At 63.9% G+C, this 16,294-nt stretch carries 12 protein-coding genes; 3 read left to right on the top strand and 9 right to left on the bottom strand.

The window, feature by feature from the left end:
• Nucleotides 1-143 precede the first annotated feature (143 nt).
• Complete coding sequence (argA, locus tag K5658_RS04635; RefSeq protein WP_221065810.1) at nucleotides 144-1,457, bottom strand: amino-acid N-acetyltransferase; 1,314 nt, start codon at nucleotides 1,455-1,457, stop codon at nucleotides 144-146.
• The gene (argE, locus tag K5658_RS04630) at nucleotides 1,454-2,623 is read right to left on the bottom strand and encodes an acetylornithine deacetylase (protein WP_221065809.1); all 1,170 of its coding nucleotides are present in this window, start codon (nucleotides 2,621-2,623) and stop codon (nucleotides 1,454-1,456) included. The genes argA and argE overlap by 4 nt, the downstream gene beginning before the upstream one ends.
• Before the next feature lie 227 nt (nucleotides 2,624-2,850).
• Here argE and K5658_RS04625 point away from each other — a divergent pair, with 227 nt between their 5' ends.
• On the top strand, nucleotides 2,851-3,147 hold the full coding sequence (locus tag K5658_RS04625) for an Lpp/OprI family alanine-zipper lipoprotein (protein WP_221065808.1): 297 nt from the start codon (nucleotides 2,851-2,853) through the stop codon (nucleotides 3,145-3,147).
• Nucleotides 3,148-3,424: 277 nt separating this feature from the next.
• On the top strand, nucleotides 3,425-5,257 hold the full coding sequence (locus K5658_RS04620; protein ID WP_221065807.1) for an Lpp/OprI family alanine-zipper lipoprotein: 1,833 nt from the start codon (nucleotides 3,425-3,427) through the stop codon (nucleotides 5,255-5,257).
• 69 nt (nucleotides 5,258-5,326) lie between these two features.
• Here the strand turns inward: K5658_RS04620 and K5658_RS04615 are convergent, their stop codons facing one another.
• The 5 genes from K5658_RS04615 to K5658_RS04595 form a co-directional block, all read right to left on the bottom strand.
• On the bottom strand, nucleotides 5,327-6,400 hold the full coding sequence (locus K5658_RS04615) for a class I SAM-dependent methyltransferase (protein ID WP_221065806.1): 1,074 nt from the start codon (nucleotides 6,398-6,400) through the stop codon (nucleotides 5,327-5,329).
• 235 nt (nucleotides 6,401-6,635) lie between these two features.
• The gene (locus tag K5658_RS04610; RefSeq protein ID WP_221065805.1) at nucleotides 6,636-7,610 is read right to left on the bottom strand and encodes a hypothetical protein; all 975 of its coding nucleotides are present in this window, start codon (nucleotides 7,608-7,610) and stop codon (nucleotides 6,636-6,638) included.
• A 40-nt stretch (nucleotides 7,611-7,650) separates the two neighbouring features.
• Entirely contained in the window at nucleotides 7,651-8,229 is a 579-nt protein-coding gene (locus K5658_RS04605) for a M23 family metallopeptidase (protein ID WP_221065804.1), read from the bottom strand.
• A gap of 33 nt (nucleotides 8,230-8,262) precedes the next feature.
• Nucleotides 8,263-10,455, bottom strand: a complete 2,193-nt coding sequence (locus K5658_RS04600; protein ID WP_221065803.1) for a zeta toxin family protein — start codon at nucleotides 10,453-10,455, stop codon at nucleotides 8,263-8,265.
• Between the two features lie 313 nt (nucleotides 10,456-10,768).
• Nucleotides 10,769-11,653 (bottom strand): sterol desaturase family protein, encoded by an 885-nt coding sequence (locus K5658_RS04595; protein ID WP_221065802.1) that lies wholly within the window; start codon nucleotides 11,651-11,653, stop codon nucleotides 10,769-10,771.
• 379 nt (nucleotides 11,654-12,032) lie between these two features.
• Here K5658_RS04595 and K5658_RS04590 point away from each other — a divergent pair, with 379 nt between their 5' ends.
• Nucleotides 12,033-12,713 (top strand): protein-methionine-sulfoxide reductase heme-binding subunit MsrQ, encoded by a 681-nt coding sequence (locus K5658_RS04590; RefSeq protein ID WP_221065801.1) that lies wholly within the window; start codon nucleotides 12,033-12,035, stop codon nucleotides 12,711-12,713.
• On the opposite strand, the gene K5658_RS04585 is transcribed toward K5658_RS04590, so the two are convergent.
• Both K5658_RS04585 and K5658_RS04580 read right to left on the bottom strand, forming a co-directional pair.
• Nucleotides 12,635-13,474, bottom strand: a complete 840-nt coding sequence (locus tag K5658_RS04585; protein ID WP_221065800.1) for a carotenoid biosynthesis protein — start codon at nucleotides 13,472-13,474, stop codon at nucleotides 12,635-12,637. The genes K5658_RS04590 and K5658_RS04585 overlap by 79 nt on opposite strands.
• 143 nt (nucleotides 13,475-13,617) lie before the next feature.
• Entirely contained in the window at nucleotides 13,618-16,200 is a 2,583-nt protein-coding gene (locus K5658_RS04580; RefSeq protein WP_221065799.1) for an FG-GAP-like repeat-containing protein, read from the bottom strand.
• Nucleotides 16,201-16,294: the final 94 nt, after the last annotated feature.

Raw genomic sequence — 16,294 nt, 5'->3', positions numbered from 1 at the left:
CCCCCGCCCGGAAGCGGGGTAGACCGTCCTTGGTCAGTCTGGGCGCAAAACTTGATATGCATCCGGTTTCCCGGCGCGGATTATCCTGCCGGGACGTTGCGGGTCGATGTCGGTCGCGCAACGAAGCGATGACATCCGCCCCGTCACAGGCTTTTAATCAAGACCTTGGAATTGCGCCGGGGGTTGTAGGCGGCCCGCCGGGTTTCCGGCAAATCCGCCACCTCGGCAGGCTCGAACCCGCGCTCGCGGAACCAATGGGCGGTCTGGGTCGTCAGCACGAACAAGCGCTCGAACCCCATCGCGACCGCCTTCCCCTCGATATGCGCCAACAGGCGCTCGCCCCGGTTCTCGCCGCGATAATCATCGTGCAGGGCCAGACAGGCCAATTCGCCCATCCGCGCCTCGGGAAAACGGTGCAGCGCCGCGCAACCGACGATCATCCCGTCGCGCTCGATCACGGTGTAATCGCCGATATCCGATTCCAGCCGCTCGCGGGAGCGGGTGACGAGGACGCCCTTCTGCTCCAAGGGCCGCAGCAAATCCAAAATCCCCGGCACATCCTGCACCAGCGCCGCCCGCAAGGTCTCGAACGGGGCGCGGCTGACCAAGGTGCCCACGCCGTCGCGGGTGAATAATTCCAGCAGGATGGCCCCGTCGATATGGCGGTCCAGCACATGCGCCCGCCCCACGCCCGCCTCGCAAGCCTGGACCGCCGCCTTGAGATGCGGGGCCACTTCCGGGGCCAAGGTATCGGCCTCGCCCAGCAAGGCGCGGGCCTCGGCGGTGGTGATTTGGCGCAGCAAGCGGTCTTCGCGCAAGGACAGGCATTCCTCCTCGGTCAGCAACAGCAGTTTGTCGGCCTTGAGCGCGATGGCGGCGGCGGTGGCGACCTGCTCGGAACGCAGGTTGAAGATTTCCCCGGTCGGGGAATAGCCGACGGCGGACAGCAAAGCCACATCGCCCCGCGCCAACACGGCGTTCAGCCCCTCGGCATCAACCCGGCGCACCTCGCCGGTATGCTGGAAATCCACCCCATCGCGCACCCCCACCGGCTTGGCGGTGACGAAATTGCCGGACGCCACCCGCACCCGCGCCCCGGCCATGGGCGAATTGGCCACCCCGGTCGAAAACAGCGCTTCGATCTCCACCCGCACCGTGCCCGCCGCTTCCTTCACGCATTCCAGCGCGGCCCGGTCGGTGATGCGCAGGCCGTTCTGGTATTGGGCTTGGCAGCCTTGGCGGGCGAGACGGCTATCGATCTGCGGACGGATGCCATGCACCAGCACCAGCCGCACTCCCAGGCTATTGAGCAAGGCGAAATCGTGGACCAGATCGGCGAACCGGGGATCGCCGAGCGCCTCGCCGCCGAAATAGATGACGAAGGTCTTGCCACGATGGGCGTGGATATAGGGCGAGGAACCGCGGAACCAGCGGACGAAATCGGATGGCTTCATCATGCGGCGGGATGCAGGCAGAAACGTTCGATCAAGCGGCCCAGCACTTCGACGCCGGGGGCGATATGGTCCAGCGGCAGGTATTCATCGGGCTGGTGGGCCTGGTCGATAAAGCCTGGCCCCATGACCACGGTATCCATCCCCAACTGGCTGAGGAAAGGCGCTTCGGTACCGAACGCCACGGCATCGGACCCCTGCCCGGTGAATTCCTCGCAGGCGCGGACGATCCCGGCCCCGGCGGGCGTCTCGAACGGCGGCAGCCCCGCGAACAAGCGGCGCAGTTCCAACGACAGGCCGGGATGGCCCGCCAGCACCGGGGCCAGCCGGTTTGCCAGGACTTGGTGCAATTCCTCCAAATCCATGCCGGGCAAGGGCCGGATATCGATCTGGGTTTCGCAGCAGCCGCAGATGCGGTTGGGATTGTCGCCGCCGTGGATGGAGCCCAGGTTCAAGGTCGGGTAATCGACCTTGAACGCCGGATGGCGATGCTTGGCCTTGAGTTCGGCGCGGAAAGCCAGGAGTTCGCTTATCACGGCGTGCATCCCGTCGAGGGCGTTCGCGCCTAGCGCCGGGTCGCTGGAATGGCCCGCCCGGCCCTTCACGGTGATGGCTTCCATCATCACGCCCTTGTGCAGGCGGATGGGCTTGAGTCCGGTGGGTTCGCCGATGACGGCCTGCCGACCCAAGCGCCGGTTCTCGGCCAGGAGGGCGCGGGCGCCGGACATGGAACTTTCCTCGTCGGCGGTGGCGAGGATCACCAAGGGGCGTCGATAAGCCTGGGCTTCATAGCGCAGTGCGGCCTCGATGGCGAGCGAGAAGAAGCCTTTCATATCGCAACTGCCGAGACCGTAGATACGCCCGTCGCGCTCGGTGGCCCGGAACGGGTCGGAAGTCCAAAGTCCGGGATCGCAGGGCACGGTGTCGGTGTGGCCGGACAGCACCAAGCCGCCGGGCTGGTCGGCGGGACCGCCGAAGGTCGCGACCAGATTGGCCTTGCCATCCCCGACCGGCATGATTTCGGCGCGGAAACCCACGGCTTCCAGCCATTCGGCCAGCAGGTGGATGACCGGCAAATTGCTCTGGTCGTGGCGGGGATCGGTGCAACTGACCGTGGGCAGGGCGATCAGGGCGCGGATGCGGGCGAGGAGGTCGGGGATGGGGCGGGACATGGCGGGCGTTCCTTTGGGAAAGTTGGGGCGCAGTTTACGGAGCTTCGCCACCCCCCGCCAGAGCCAGGGCTGCGGAAAGCCGAATACCCATCACCCCAGGTATCAAATCACCACCAAAGTCAATGTAAATATTCACAGACATCCGGCCTCCCTGCACACGACAAGAACCCGCATAATTTACAGGTATCGCTCATTCAGGTTATTCCACCCCCTCAGGAGCATCGCCTATGAAAAGCCTTCCGCTTCCCATAATTCTGATATTGAGCGCACTGCTCGCGAGCTGCGCCAATAAATCCGATGTCGGCAAGATACAAACCCAAATCGATGGGTTGAAATCGGATGTTTCCACCGTGAAGGCCACTGCGGATGAAGCCTTATCCACCGCCCAAGCAGCCGAAGCCTATGCCAACAAAGCCGCACGCGCCGCGCAGTACGTGGAGCAGGACATCAATGACAAACTGGACGGTAACTACTTCAAGAAAGGCTGCTTGGACCGTGGCTCCAGGAAAAGCTGTCGGTGGTAATCATGGATATCTCAGAGCGTTCATAGACGTCAATGTCCAGAGCGTAAGCCAAGATAAAACGTGTTAGGGAGAGAGTTCCGGCGCAGTTTAGATGCTTGACCCCCCGCTAGAGCATAGTTACGGAAGGCCGAATTCACATTCGCACCGAACATCAAACAAACAGCAAAGTCAATGTAAATATTCACAGGCATCCAGCCCCCCCACTCACGGCGATAACCCGCATAATTTACAAGCATCGCTCAAATTCGGTTATTCCACTCTCACAGGAGCATCGCCTATGAAAAGCCTTTCACTCCCCATGATTCTGGTATTGAGCGCACTGCTCGGCAGCTGCGCCAACAAATCCGATGTCGGCAAGATACAAACCCAAATCGATAGTCTGAAATCGGAAGTTTCCGCCGTGAAAACCGCTGCGGATGAAGCTTTATCCACCGCGCAGGAAGCCGAAGCCGGTGCCAACAAAGCCGCCGTCCACGCGCAACGGGCAGAGCAAGCCATCAACGACAAACTGGACCGTGGCTTCAGGAAAGGCGCTATGGACGGCCATGAGCCGGGCCGCAGTTTTAGGAAGGGCGCGATGAAAGGCGGCGGCTCCCACGTCTCAACCCCGGCCATTCCCGAACATGTCGCCGCCATGCCGCCCTATTACCAAGACCAAGGCCGGGACAAATTCCAGGAAATCAAGGACAACCCGGTGAAATCCGTCAAGGAGGAGCCGGTCTCGACCTTCTCCATCGACGTGGACACGGCGTCCTATGGCTTCGTCCGGGCCGCGCTGAACCGGAACGTCCTTCCGCAAAAAGACGCCGTCCGGGTGGAGGAACTCATCAATTATTTCCCCTACGACTACGCCGTCCCGGACGACCGGACCCATCCTTTCAAAGCCGAGGCATCGGTCTTGCCGACGCCCTGGAATCCCGATACCCGGCTGCTCCACATCGGCATCAAGGGCTACCAGATCGAAACCCGATCCAAGCCGCGCTCGAACCTGGTGTTCCTGATCGACACCTCCGGCTCGATGAACGAACCCAATAAGCTGCCCCTGGTGCAAAACTCGCTCAAACTGCTGGTGGACACCCTGGCCCCGGACGACAGCGTGGCCATCGTCACCTATGCCGGCAACGCCGGACTCGCCCTGCCGCCGACCCGGATCGCGGACAAAACCAAGATCGTCAGCGTCATCGATGGCTTGAGTTCCGGGGGATCGACCGCCGGGGCGGAAGGCATCCGCCAAGCCTACGCACTGGCGAAGCAAAATTTCGACAAGGCCGGGGTCAACCGGGTCGTCCTCGCCACCGACGGCGACTTCAATGTCGGCATCACCGATGTCAACGAATTGAAAAGCTTCGTCGAACGCGAACGCGCCAGCGGCATCTATCTATCGGTGCTGGGCTTCGGCATGGGCAACTACAACGACCGGATGATGCAAGCGCTGGCCCAGAACGGCAATGGCAACGCCGCCTATATCGACACCCTCAACGAGGCCCGCAAAACCTTGGTCGACGAAGCGGCCTCGACCCTGTTCCCCATCGCCAAGGACGTGAAAATCCAGGTGGAATTCAACCCGGCCCGGATCGCCGAATACCGCTTGATCGGCTACGAGACCCGCCAATTGCGGCGCGAGGATTTCAACAACGACAAGGTGGACGCGGGCGACATCGGTTCCGGCCACGCGGTGACGGCCCTGTACGAAATCACCCCGGTAGGGAGCCAGGGACGCCGACTCGACGATTTACGCTACCAACAAGCCCAAGCGCCCACCGCCACCGACGCCAAAGCGGGGGAATACGCCTTCGTGAAAATCCGCTACAAGCTGCCGAACAGCGACACCAGCGAATTGATCTCCACCCCGGTCGGCGCGGAACAGGAATACCCCTCGCTGGACGCGGCCCCGACCGAAGCCCGTTTCGCCGCCGCCGTGGCGGGTTTCGGGCAATTGCTGCGCGGCTCGTCCTACCTCAAGGATTTTTCCTATGACCGCGATATCGCCCTGGCCGAAAGCGCCAAGGGTGCCGACCGCTTCGGCTACCGGGCCGAATTCATCAACTTGGTACGTGTCGCCAAGAACGCGGCGGGCTTGCCGCCCCTATCCAGGCCCGGCCCCCAATAAGCACGCGGACGTCCGGTTTCCATCATGGGCGGAACAGGACCGTTCCGCCCCAGCAATTGCCGCAGGGCGCTAAACCTTCGCCTCAAGCACCAAATTGGTCGGCGTCGCCGCCGCCCGCCGCACCCGGCTGAAGCCCCCCGCGTTCAACACCTCGGCCAAGCGCTTCTGCCCGGCCTGGGCGCCCAAGCCCAAGCCGACCTCCTGCGACTTGGAGGCGGGCACGCACACCAAGGTCGAGAAGGCATAATAAATCTGCCCCAAGGGATGCAGGTTGTCCTCCAGGCGATCCCCTGCGAACGGCTCGACCAGCATGAACGTCCCGTCCTCGGCCAAGGTCGAGGCGACATGCCGGACCGCGCCCACCGGATCGCCCATATCGTGCAGGGCGTCAAAGATCGTCACCAGATCGTAGCCATGGCCGGGATAGGCTTTCGCCGTCACCACCTCGAAAATCGTGTTGGCCGAGACTCCCGCCGCCCTGGCCCGTTCGCGGGCGTGTTCGATGGACGGCCCGTGGAAATCGAAGCCATGGAAGGTCGAATTGGGAAACGCCTGCGCCATCAGGATGGTCGAGGAACCATGGCCGCAGCCGATGTCGGCGACCTTGGCCCCGGCTTCGAGCTTGGGCCTAACGCCATCGAGCGCGGGCAACCAAGCGTCGATCAGGTTCATCGCGTACATGGGCCGGAAGAAGCGCTCGGTGCCGCAGAACAGGCAAGGGCTATGGTCGCTCCAAGGCAAGCCCTGCCCGCTGCGGAACACCTCCCGCACCTTGGCCTCGTCGAAATAGACCGACATGACCGCCTCGAAAAAGCCCTGCATACAAGCCGGATGGCCCTCGGCGGCGAATACGACCGCCTGCTCCGGCGTCAGCGCGAACCGGCCCTGGGCTGCGTCGTACTCCACATAACCCGCCGCCGCGTTGGCCGACAGCCATTCCCGGAGATAGCGCTCGTCCATGCCGGTGCTTTCGGCCAGTTCCAGGCTGGTGGCGGGGCTGATTTCGGCCAGGGCGCTGTAAAGGTCGAGCTTGTCGCCGATATAGGCCATCAGCAAGCCCATCGATCCGGCGACATCGCCGATCACCTTGCCCTGCAATTGCTCCAACTTGCCTGGGTCGATCTCGTTCAAACGTAGTGTCATGGCTCATTCCACGGTGGGCCGGACCTCCCGCTCGGGACGGGCCGGAGGAAAATTCAAACGGGACGGCGGAACGCGCCGCCCCGTTCACCTGGGGCCGGGAAACCGGACCCGATAACCCGGCTTTTATACGACCAGTCGTCTTGGGTTGCAATTCCCCAAGACAGCCGGCCCCATTCCACCACGCCGACAGGCCGGAAGCACCCTGTAAGAATCCGCCGGACCCGACCCCGCCCCATCAAGCGCCGAGATAGGCCCGCCCCAGCCGCAGCGTATCCTTCGGCTCCGGCAACTGGCGGCGGGGAATCCGACCGAACAGCACGATCCGCCGGGTCCCGTCCGACGCGACGGCCTCGCTCATCTCCAAGGTCTCGGACGCCGCGGTCTGGAGATTACGGTAATCTAGGCCCACCCGGAACGGCTCGACGGCGAGCCGGCGCTCGGCATCCTCCAGCAGGGTTTCGACATGGCGCAGGCTGTCTTCGAGGCCCAGTTCGATGCCGCTGAAACAGCCCAGTTCCTCGTCGATGACTGCGATATCCGCTTCCAGGCCCGCGACCTCGGCGGGATCGGCGTCCGGGGACAACAACCGCCGCCGCAGCCGTTGGCGCTGCCGGGTCAGTTCGCCGCGCCGGGTTTTGTGCGCCGTGATGGCTTGCCGGGCTTGCAGCAGCAGGAAATCGAACGCCAGGGTGGTGAGCGCGGCGCGGGCGGCTTCTTCGCTGTCGCTGGGCGCGAAGTATTGATGGCCCTCGAAACTGATGGCGGTTTGCAGCACGTCCCGCCGCACGAGGCCGCCTTCCAGGGCCATGCCCAAAACCTGCTTCTCCCGCTTGGCGGCGGCCAGGAGTCCGTAGATATCGTCCGGGGCCGGGCCGGGCCGCCGCGCCAAATACTCCCGCACATCCTGGAACCGGCCCAGCACCTCGCCCAGGTGTTCCGCCGAGGCGAACAGCGCCTTGAGCCGGGGATCGTGGCCGTACTGGCCGGGGCTGATCTCGACCGGGGTGGGCAGCCGGTCGACCAGGCCGATGACATGGGACAAGGCCCGCGCCACGGGCTCGTGCAAGCGCTCGCGGTAACGGTCCAGCGCCCTGAGGCGGGGGTCGGTCTTATCGACCGCCCGTTCGATGGCAGCGGCGCGGACTTGTTCCAGCAGGATTTCGTCGGGATTGCGGGCCGGGTCGAATAGGGCGCTGAGGAAATGCGGCATGGCTTGGGACTTCCTGTGGGGTTGGATGGGCACCCGCCGCTCAGCCTTTCTTGGCCCCGGTCCGGGCGGGACCCGGACCCTGGATCTGCGCGGGGCGGGGACCGCCGGCCAGCCGGGGATAGGGATTGACCGCCCCGCCTGCATGGTAGATGCCGTAATGCAGATGGCTGGGCGTACCCTTGGCGTTGCCCGAGTCGCCGACATAGCCGAGCAAGGTTCCCGCCGGAATCCATAGGCCGGGCCGGACCGGGCCGAAGGCGTCCAGATGGGCGTAATAATGCCATTCGGCCCCCGGCCCCAACACCCGCACGACGTTCCCGCCCAGGCGGTTATGCCCGACCGCGACCACGAGTCCCGGCGTGGTGCTGAGGATGGCCCGTCCCCTGGGCGCGAAGATATCGATGCCCTGATGGCGGCGTCCACCGGGCCGGGGCGCGCCCCAACTATCGCGGATATCCACGGCCCGCACGCCCGCGACCGGCATCGGCAAATGGGCCGGGGCCGGGGCGGTGAACAGGCGGAGCGTGCCCAGGGCATCGCGGAATCCGCCCGCGCTCCAGGATAGAACCACGGACAGCGCCAAGAAGCCCAGGATGAAGCGTGGTTTGCCGAGGCGCATGGGGAGTTCCTCGTGGGGTTATGGCTGGAAGGCTCACACCGTAGCGGGCGGCGGCTCCGGCGGCGGGCAGTTCTGCAAGCGCGTCTTCCAGGGTTCGGCGGTGCCGGGATCGATATGGAAGGCCATCGCCACCGGCTTGTGCAGCAAGCCCTGTTCGCCCGAGGCGTTGGGGTTCAACTGCCGCTTCTCCACGAAATCCACCATACGCCGGACGTTGTAGACCAACAGCACCCGATGCCCGTTCTTGTTGCTGTAGATCTGATAGGCGACGTTGTTCTCGTTGAACACCGGATTGCGGGCCATCAGGGTCTCGATGGTGTCGGGGCCGCCCTTGGCCAGGATGTGGAGGACGGAGTCGCTCCGGGTGCGGACCAGGGTCTTGAGGTGCTCGGCCAGGCTGCCCGCCCGTTGGTGGTCCTGCAATTCCTCGACCTCGTAGTCCGAGAAATCGAAGCTTTCCGCCACCAGATAATGCTGGTTGGCCCCGGCGTCGTTGGCGAACAGCGAGAGCTTTTGCAAGGCCAGGTGTTCCAGCGCGTCCAGGAACGAACCCGGTGCCCGGATATGCTTGTCCACCGTGATGACCCAGGGCAGGGCGCGGCCGGTGCGGTCGAAGCGCTGCTTCACCGTGCCCGCCACCGACGACCGGGTCAGTTCGGCCTCGCGCCCTTCCGGCTTGACGATAAAGGCGTCCACCGCCGTCATCTGCACCTCGAAATCGGCGGCGCGGAAAATCTCGACGATGGTCGAATAGCGCGGCTTATAAGGAATGCCGGTGCCGTCGTAGAGCAGGTTGAAACGCTCCTCCTTGGCGTAGTTCGCCACCATGTCGCGCAGGCGGTTGGCGAAAGGCTCGACGAAGACATAATCGTCGGAATGGTGGTTGGCGGCGGTCAGCACGGTGTAGAGATCGCTTTCCTTGCGGAATTCGTCCAGCGAGGTGGTGACGAAATTATCGCCGCATTGCGCCCTGGCGATCTCCTCCACCGCGCTCTTGCCGGAACCCGCGCCGCCCAAGCACATGAACAGCATGGGGTTGGCGACGGGATATTTGTTCTCGTAAATCTTGTCCAGGCAGGCGTCGAGCTTGCGGCTGATCTTGCCCAGCCGTTCGTAGGCGATTTCGATGGTGCGTTCCAGGCGGGAATCGCCGCTGGCGGCGGCCAGCAGCTTGTTCTTGAGCCGCTTGTTATTGGCGAGGCTGAAGACCGAGGCATGGTCGCCCTCGCATTCCTTCAGCACTTCCAGGAGTTCGGTATGGCTGGGCGAGCGCAGCCCGGTCAGCATGTTGATATCCAGGCAGAACAAGGGCGCGACGCCGTTCTCGCCGACCTGGATGCCGTCGATCTCGGTCTTGCCCGCCACCCGCAGATGCTCGGTGCCGGGCAGGTAGCCGATGATGTTCTCCGACAGGCTCAAAGGATAATCGGCGATTTGCTTGCCGGGGATCGACAGCCGGTCCTTGACGCTGTCCAAGGGCACCAAGCCGCCGTTCACCGTCACCAGGCAATCGATGCCATCGGGGGTGCGGTGCGAGAGGAAGGGAATCGCCGTCACGAATTTCTTGTTCTCCGGCCAGCGCCCATAGCCGTTGGGCATGTTTTCCAGGCTCTTGGTGCGGGTCGGGTCCAGGGCGTGTTCAAAGGCCGCGGTGATGGCCTCGATGCCGGTGCCGGGATCGTGCAGGGCGGTGGCGTCGGCGGCCTCCAGCCGCCGGAAATCGATGCCCTGTTCGTACACCGCCTTGAACGCGGGCAAATTCCCCAGCGCCGACATGAAGAAATCCAGGGTGATGCGGTTGCCATAGGCGAAGGGCCGGACGCTGCGCATCTTGTGGTAGAACGCGGCCAGGCGCTCGGCGATGTTGTCGGTCTTGATGACGAAGCCGTTGTTGTCGAAGAACGCGGTGTCGCGGTTGGCCTCGCCGTCCAGCACCAAGCGCTCGATGGTGGCGCGGAATTCGCGGCGCTTGTCGGCGTCGGTCATGCTGCCGGGGCGGTGCGGGGCGGAGGCTTGTTCCCTCCAATCGTGGAACAGGTCGCGGTGGATGCGCGAGAACAGCGCGGTCAGATAGGTCACCCGTTTGGATTGATCGTGGGAAACCGTGCCCTCGGATTCTTGTTGGAGCTTGGACAGCAATTTCGTGGCTTGGTAAACCGCCAGGGCTATCCGCAGTTTCTTGAGTTGCGGATAACCGGAAATATAGGGGATGTTGGCATTGATCATGGTGGCGAGTTTTCGATCAGGGTGTGGGCATGGAGACAAGGTTCCGGCATGGCCAGTCCTGGAACGTCCTGGAAACGGAAGCCTTGCGATGGCTAAGCCGGTGTCGGCGCGACCTGGGGGTCGGCCTTGATTTTGCTGCAATTATAAGACCGGATACGGCGGCGTCCATGTCCGCCGCGGCCTGGAAACGCCGGGATCGGCGCGGGGTCAGGCAGACAGGCACCGGAAGCCGGGGCGGCGATCACGCCGACCCGCACCGGAACAGGGCGGACAAGCTGGCTGGGATACGGCGCGGCGGCGGACGGGTCCGCCCTCACAGATACGAGGTTTTCTTCATCCAGTCCCGTAGCGCTTGGCCGGACACCGGCGCAGGCTTGAACTTGATGCGGTGGGTCAGGCCATATTTGAGCAGGTCGAAGAAACGCAGTTCGTCGACCCCGTCCAAACCGATGGCGGCGGGTTCCTGCTCGGCCAGGGTGCCGAACATCCGGTCCCAGATCGAGAAGATCGCCCCGTAATTGCTATCGTGCTGCCAGCGCAGGGTGGAATGGTGCAGCCTGTGGAGCCTCGGCACGATGAACAACTTGGACAGGACGCGCTCGGCGGGGAAGCTGACATTGGTATGATGGAACAGCACGAACAAGGTGATGATGGTCTGCCCGACCAAGACCGCGTTCGCCGCCACCCCGATCAAGCCGATGAACGCCACCCGCACCAGCACCTCCAGGAACAGTTCCCCCATATGGAAGCGCAGGCCGGTGGTGACGTTCAAGGTCCGGTCGCTATGGTGGACCTTGTGAAAAACCCACAAGGCATCGCAATGATGGGTCGCGTAATGCCAGACATACATCGCGAAATCCAACAGGACCAAAGTCAAGGCATACTTGGCCACCCCCTCTTCCATACCGCTCAACAAACCCAGGCCGGAAAGCTGTTGCGCCACGAAATACAGGGTCGGGATCGACAGCAGGGAAAGGGTGATATCGTTGAACAGGAAAAGGCAGACATTGGTGAAATAGGAAGTCTTGAGCGCCCGGATTCCGGGCCGCAGGAAAGGCCGCCGGTGTTCGACCAGGGCGAATCCGAACAAGGACAGGACCACCAGCAAGGCGAGGAGATCGTCATTCACCCCGGAGGTGGCCGCATTGGCCGCGCGGACGAAGGGGTCGGCGATGGGACTTAATGGGGAATCCGACATGGTGGCACTCCTTATCGATAACCGCTTTGCGCCATTAAGACCACGGCGGAAGGTTTTGGTTCGGAACCAAATGGCCGGGTTTCCGCTCCAAGCTATCGTAACCACCTTGGAGCGGGGTTCTATTATCGGGCGGCAACAGCGAAACCCGGGAGAGATAAACCCCAAGCATCAGCAGGTACCATAGAATACCTGGGGCTTGGTATACGCGCTGCATAATAGGGATTTTTTGCGCCCATGAAATCCTATCGTTGATTCACAGAAACCCAAACCAGGCCGGGCTGGAATATAACTTGGATTTATACGGGCCAATCCCAGCCCGCGCTCCAGACCCGCCGCATGGCCGGGTCGCTTAAAATAACGGATCAAGGGCTGAATTCCCATGCGACACCCTTCGCCAACCCAAATCGCCTATCTCAAGCTCGCCCTGTTCATAGCCTGCCTGATTCCCGGCACCCGCTTGCTCGCCGCCGCCGCCCTCGCTGCGTTCGGCCCGGACCCGGTGGCGGAGATTACCCATACCACCGGGATTTGGTCCCTCAACCTATTGATGACGACCCTGGCCGTGACGCCTTTGCGGCGGATATTGGGCTGGAATTGGCTGATGCGCCTGCGCAGGACCCTGGCTTTATATGCTTTCTTCTACGCCTGCCTGCACGTCCTGGCCTATTTGATATTCGACCAGTTTTTCGATTGGCGGGAAATCCTCAAGGATATGGCCTTCCGCCCTTATATCGCGGCGGGCTGCCTAGCCTTCGCATTGATGATCCCCCTGGCGCTGACCTCCACCAATACCATGATGAAACGGATGGGCGGGCGCAATTGGAAGCTATTGCACCGCCTGACCTATGGGATCGCGATAGCGGCGGTATTCCATTATCTGTGGCTGGTCAAACGCGATATTACCCTGCCCGCCTATTATATTCTGGCGCTGCTCGGCCTATTCTGGGCCAGATGGACCGGAACCCCCCTCAATCCCGCCAGCTATCCCGCCGACCCCGGACCCGGACCGGGATTGGCCAACCGCGCCGCCGCCAGGACCAAAACCGGGGCCAGGATATAACTGCCGGTCACCGCCTGGAGCTGGACGCGGGCCGCGTCCAAACCGGGCTGGCCGCTATACGCCACCCACCACGTCACCCCCAGTTGGAACAGCACGATCCCGGCCCAGAAGCAGGGCGCGAACCCGCCCAGGCCGGGCCATGACGCAGCGTCGGGCGGAGGATGGCCGCGCCGGGCCAACGCCGCGTCCAGCCTTTGGTTGATGGCGATGGTGGTGGCCGCCACCACGAACCAGCCGCAATAGTTGGCGAAGGTCACGCCGAAATGGATGCCGGGGTCGGGGTAATGGTAGATGTCGCCGAGGAACCAATATTTGCCCAAGTTGGCGATGGGATCGACGATCAGGTCCACCACGGTCATCAGGAACGAACCCAGTAGCAACGCGGCCCAGGAGCCCCGGACCTGGGGCGGGGTGGCGCGGCGCAGGTCCAGCCCGCGCACCGACAAGGGCGAGAGGAAGAACTGCGCGAACGAGAAGCTGACATAGCTCAGGAAGGCGAACGACAGCGTGTCGAAGAACGGCACGCCCAAGACCACCAGGTCGTTCTGGAGCGCGTCGTAGTGGTAGACGTAAACCCCGAAGGGAATGCCATGGTTGATGCTGCCCCATTCGGCGGCGAAGGCCACGAGGTAGCTGGTGACAACCCAGAGCGCGGTGCGCCGCCCGCCCTGTTCCAGCCAGGACAGGGCCAGGAAGAAGACCAGGAAGGCGGTGACATAGGGGCGGTGGACGAAGGACCAGAGCAGTTGTTCGGCGGGCAAGGGGGGATTCCTGTGGGACTCAACGAGGCGGCAGATTATCGGAAACCCAGGCGTCCGGCGAGTTTCCACGCATCCACCTGGCACCCGCTGTTAAGGCGGTGGAGGAACAGACCACCTCCCGCGGCCTGTTCCAACGGTGGCGCTCAATCCACTTGGGTCTGGAGCTTGACCACATTATTGACCGGATTGGGATCGGCTTCCTGGCCCGACACCTGGGCCTTGAAGCCCAGCTTACCCGCCGCGATGGGCACCGCCTGGAGGGTGAAACCTTGCGACTGTCCAGGAGCGAGTTCGCCGAGCGTACAGGTCACGACCTGGGCCTTGCTTTTGCAGAAGCCCGGCAGCGGCGCGGCATATCGGGCGAGGTCGCCCAGGTTGCCCGCGACCCTCACCCTGGCCGTCTTGAGATGGGAAGCGTTGGTGACGGTGAAGGCATAATCGATGGGCGTGCCCACCGTGGCCGTGGCCGGGCCGCTGACCGCCAGGGCGAGATCGTTGGGCAGGACCGTGGTGTTCTGCAACACCGACACGCTGCTATCGGCCCAGTTGGCGGTGACGAGGTCGGGCTTGCCATCGCCGTTCAGATCGCCCGCCACGACATCCATGGGCGCATGGCCGACGCCGAAATCCCGTTCCGCCAAGAAAGTGCCATCGCTTTTGCCGGGCAGTACCGACACGGTATCGTCCCAACCATTGGCGGCCATGAGGCCGCGCTGGCCGTTGGCATCGAAGATGGCGACGGCGTTGCAATAACGCCCGACCTTCAATGCCTGGTATGGCTGGAAACCGCCATCGCCGTTGCCGAACAAGACCGCGACATCGTTGTCGCTGCCTGGATTGCAGGCCGCGAGGTCGGTCTTGCCATCGCCGTTGATATCCCCCGCCGCCAAGCCATAGACGCCGCTGGACACGTTGTAGCTCCCGGCGGGCTGGAAACCGCCGCCGCCGTCGCCGAGCAGGCTGGCGACCTGGGGACCGGCCGCGGCATAGCCCGTGATGGCGAGGTCGGGAAAACCGTCGCCGTTCAGATCGGCCACCGTGGCCCTCCCGGCCCCGATCAGGCCGGTGGGAATATCCACCTCGGCCTGGAACGTGCCATCGCCCCGGCCGAAAAACACCGGGACGGCCCCGCCACTGCTCCCGATCACCACATCGCCCCGGCCATCCCGGTCGAGGTCGGCCACGGCGACCGACATCAAAGAGCCGCTGTGCGCCACCGGATAATCCAGCTTGGCCCGGTAACCACCGGCCCCGCGGGCGAGCAGGACCGAGAAGCTATTGCTATAGCCCGACCCGTTCCAATAGCTGCTGATCGTGACCAACTCCGGCCTGTGGTCCGGGTTCAGGCGGCCCGCCGCCAGGGCGCGGGGCGCCCGGCCCACTGCATAACGCACCGCCGCCCGCAAAGTCCCATCCCCGTTGCCGCCCAGCACCGACACGCTGTCGTCGCCCCAGTTGGCCGTGGCGACATCCAAACGGCCATCGTGGTCGAGGTCGGCCACCACCGCCTGGGCGGGATTCAAGCCCACGGCATAGACGCCCTTGGGGATTTCCGGCCCGGACAGGCCGCCCGAGCCATCGCCCAGGAGTACGTCGTAGGTGTTGTCCCCGCCCCGACCCAAGGCCAGGTCGCGCCGCTGGTCGCCGTTGAAATCGGCCACCACCACGGACGTGGCCGATCCGCGGCCATAATCGGCCTTGGGCTTGAACTTGCCGGCACCCAGGCCCAACAGCACCGACACCGCCCCGCCTTTGTTATTGGCCGTGGCGAGGTCGGGCTTGCCGTCGCCGTCGAGGTCCGCCGCAGCCAGCGCCTGGGGGGTTTGCCCCGCTCCATAGTCGGCCCGCGCCCCGAATAGGCCGCCGCCCAGGCCCAGCAGCACCGACACCGTATCGTCGCCGGTGTTGGCCGTGGCGAGGTCGGGCTTGCCATCGCCGTCGAGATCCGCCACGACCAGCCCGATGGGATCGCGGCCCACGGGATAATGCTTGCCGTTCCACAAAAGGCCCGCGCCATCGGCGAACCAGACGGTGACGGTGGAATCCGCGCCCTTTTCGTTGGCGGCGGCGATATCCGCCCTGCCATCGCCGTTCAGGTCCGCCGCCGCCAGGGCATAGGTATTGCCGGACGTGACATACCTGCCGATAAAATTGAACAGGGTCCCCCCGCCGTTGCCGAGCAGGACCGAGACGCCATAATTCCGCCCGTTATACCCCACGGTGGCGAGGTCGATATAGCCATCGCCATTGATATCCGCCGCGGCGATGCGGTAGGAGCTTTGCCGGGCCGGATAATCCTTCTTGATCCCGAACGTCCCGTCGCCCAGGCCGTTCAATACCGACACCGTGGTGCCCCCCCAGTTGGCGGTGGCGATATCCGGCTTGCCGTCGCGGTTGAAATCGGCCACCACCACCCCCGCCGGGAAGCTGCCCACCGGATAATCCACCTTGGCCTGGAAAGTCCCGTCGCCCCGGCCCAGGACCACGGACACGGTGTTGTCGTCGAAATTGGCCGTGACCAGATCGGCCTTGCCGTCGGCGTCCAGGTCCGCCGTCGCGGTGGCGATATGGAAAGCGCCGGTCAGACGGTCGTTGGGGATGGCGGCGAAATCGGGTTCCGCCCGCGCCCACCCGGTCCCGCCCAGCCACAAGCACAAGCCCAGGGCTCCGTAGGATTTGAGCTTCGCCGCGGCCAAGGCCGGCACCTCTAATGGGAATGGTGACATCGCGGTTCTCCTTATACATACACGGGCATTAACAACGCTGTCTGTCGACCCATCCGGGGCCGTATAACCGGACCGGGAAGGACGGGCAGTGTAT

This window comes from Methylomagnum ishizawai (assembly GCF_019670005.1).
GTDB classification, from domain to species: Bacteria; Pseudomonadota; Gammaproteobacteria; order Methylococcales; family Methylococcaceae; genus Methylomagnum; species Methylomagnum ishizawai.
This window is presented reverse-complemented; position numbering and strand designations above follow the sequence as displayed.

What these genes read in the sequence shown, in the direction of transcription:
- K5658_RS04620 (WP_221065807.1), top strand. Translation starts at nt 3,425, where the DNA reads ATGAAAAGCCTTTCACTCCCCATGATTCTGGTATTGAGCGCACTGCTC.
- K5658_RS04590 (WP_221065801.1), top strand. Translation starts at nt 12,033, where the DNA reads ATGCGACACCCTTCGCCAACCCAAATCGCCTATCTCAAGCTCGCCCTG.
- K5658_RS04615 (WP_221065806.1), bottom strand. Translation starts at nt 6,400, where the DNA reads ATGACACTACGTTTGAACGAGATCGACCCAGGCAAGTTGGAGCAATTG.
- argA (WP_221065810.1), bottom strand. Translation starts at nt 1,457, where the DNA reads ATGATGAAGCCATCCGATTTCGTCCGCTGGTTCCGCGGTTCCTCGCCC.
- K5658_RS04595 (WP_221065802.1), bottom strand. Translation starts at nt 11,653, where the DNA reads ATGTCGGATTCCCCATTAAGTCCCATCGCCGACCCCTTCGTCCGCGCG.
- K5658_RS04610 (WP_221065805.1), bottom strand. Translation starts at nt 7,610, where the DNA reads ATGCCGCATTTCCTCAGCGCCCTATTCGACCCGGCCCGCAATCCCGAC.
- argE (WP_221065809.1), bottom strand. Translation starts at nt 2,623, where the DNA reads ATGTCCCGCCCCATCCCCGACCTCCTCGCCCGCATCCGCGCCCTGATC.
- K5658_RS04580 (WP_221065799.1), bottom strand. Translation starts at nt 16,200, where the DNA reads ATGTCACCATTCCCATTAGAGGTGCCGGCCTTGGCCGCGGCGAAGCTC.
- K5658_RS04605 (WP_221065804.1), bottom strand. Translation starts at nt 8,229, where the DNA reads ATGCGCCTCGGCAAACCACGCTTCATCCTGGGCTTCTTGGCGCTGTCC.
- K5658_RS04625 (WP_221065808.1), top strand. Translation starts at nt 2,851, where the DNA reads ATGAAAAGCCTTCCGCTTCCCATAATTCTGATATTGAGCGCACTGCTC.
- K5658_RS04600 (WP_221065803.1), bottom strand. Translation starts at nt 10,455, where the DNA reads ATGATCAATGCCAACATCCCCTATATTTCCGGTTATCCGCAACTCAAG.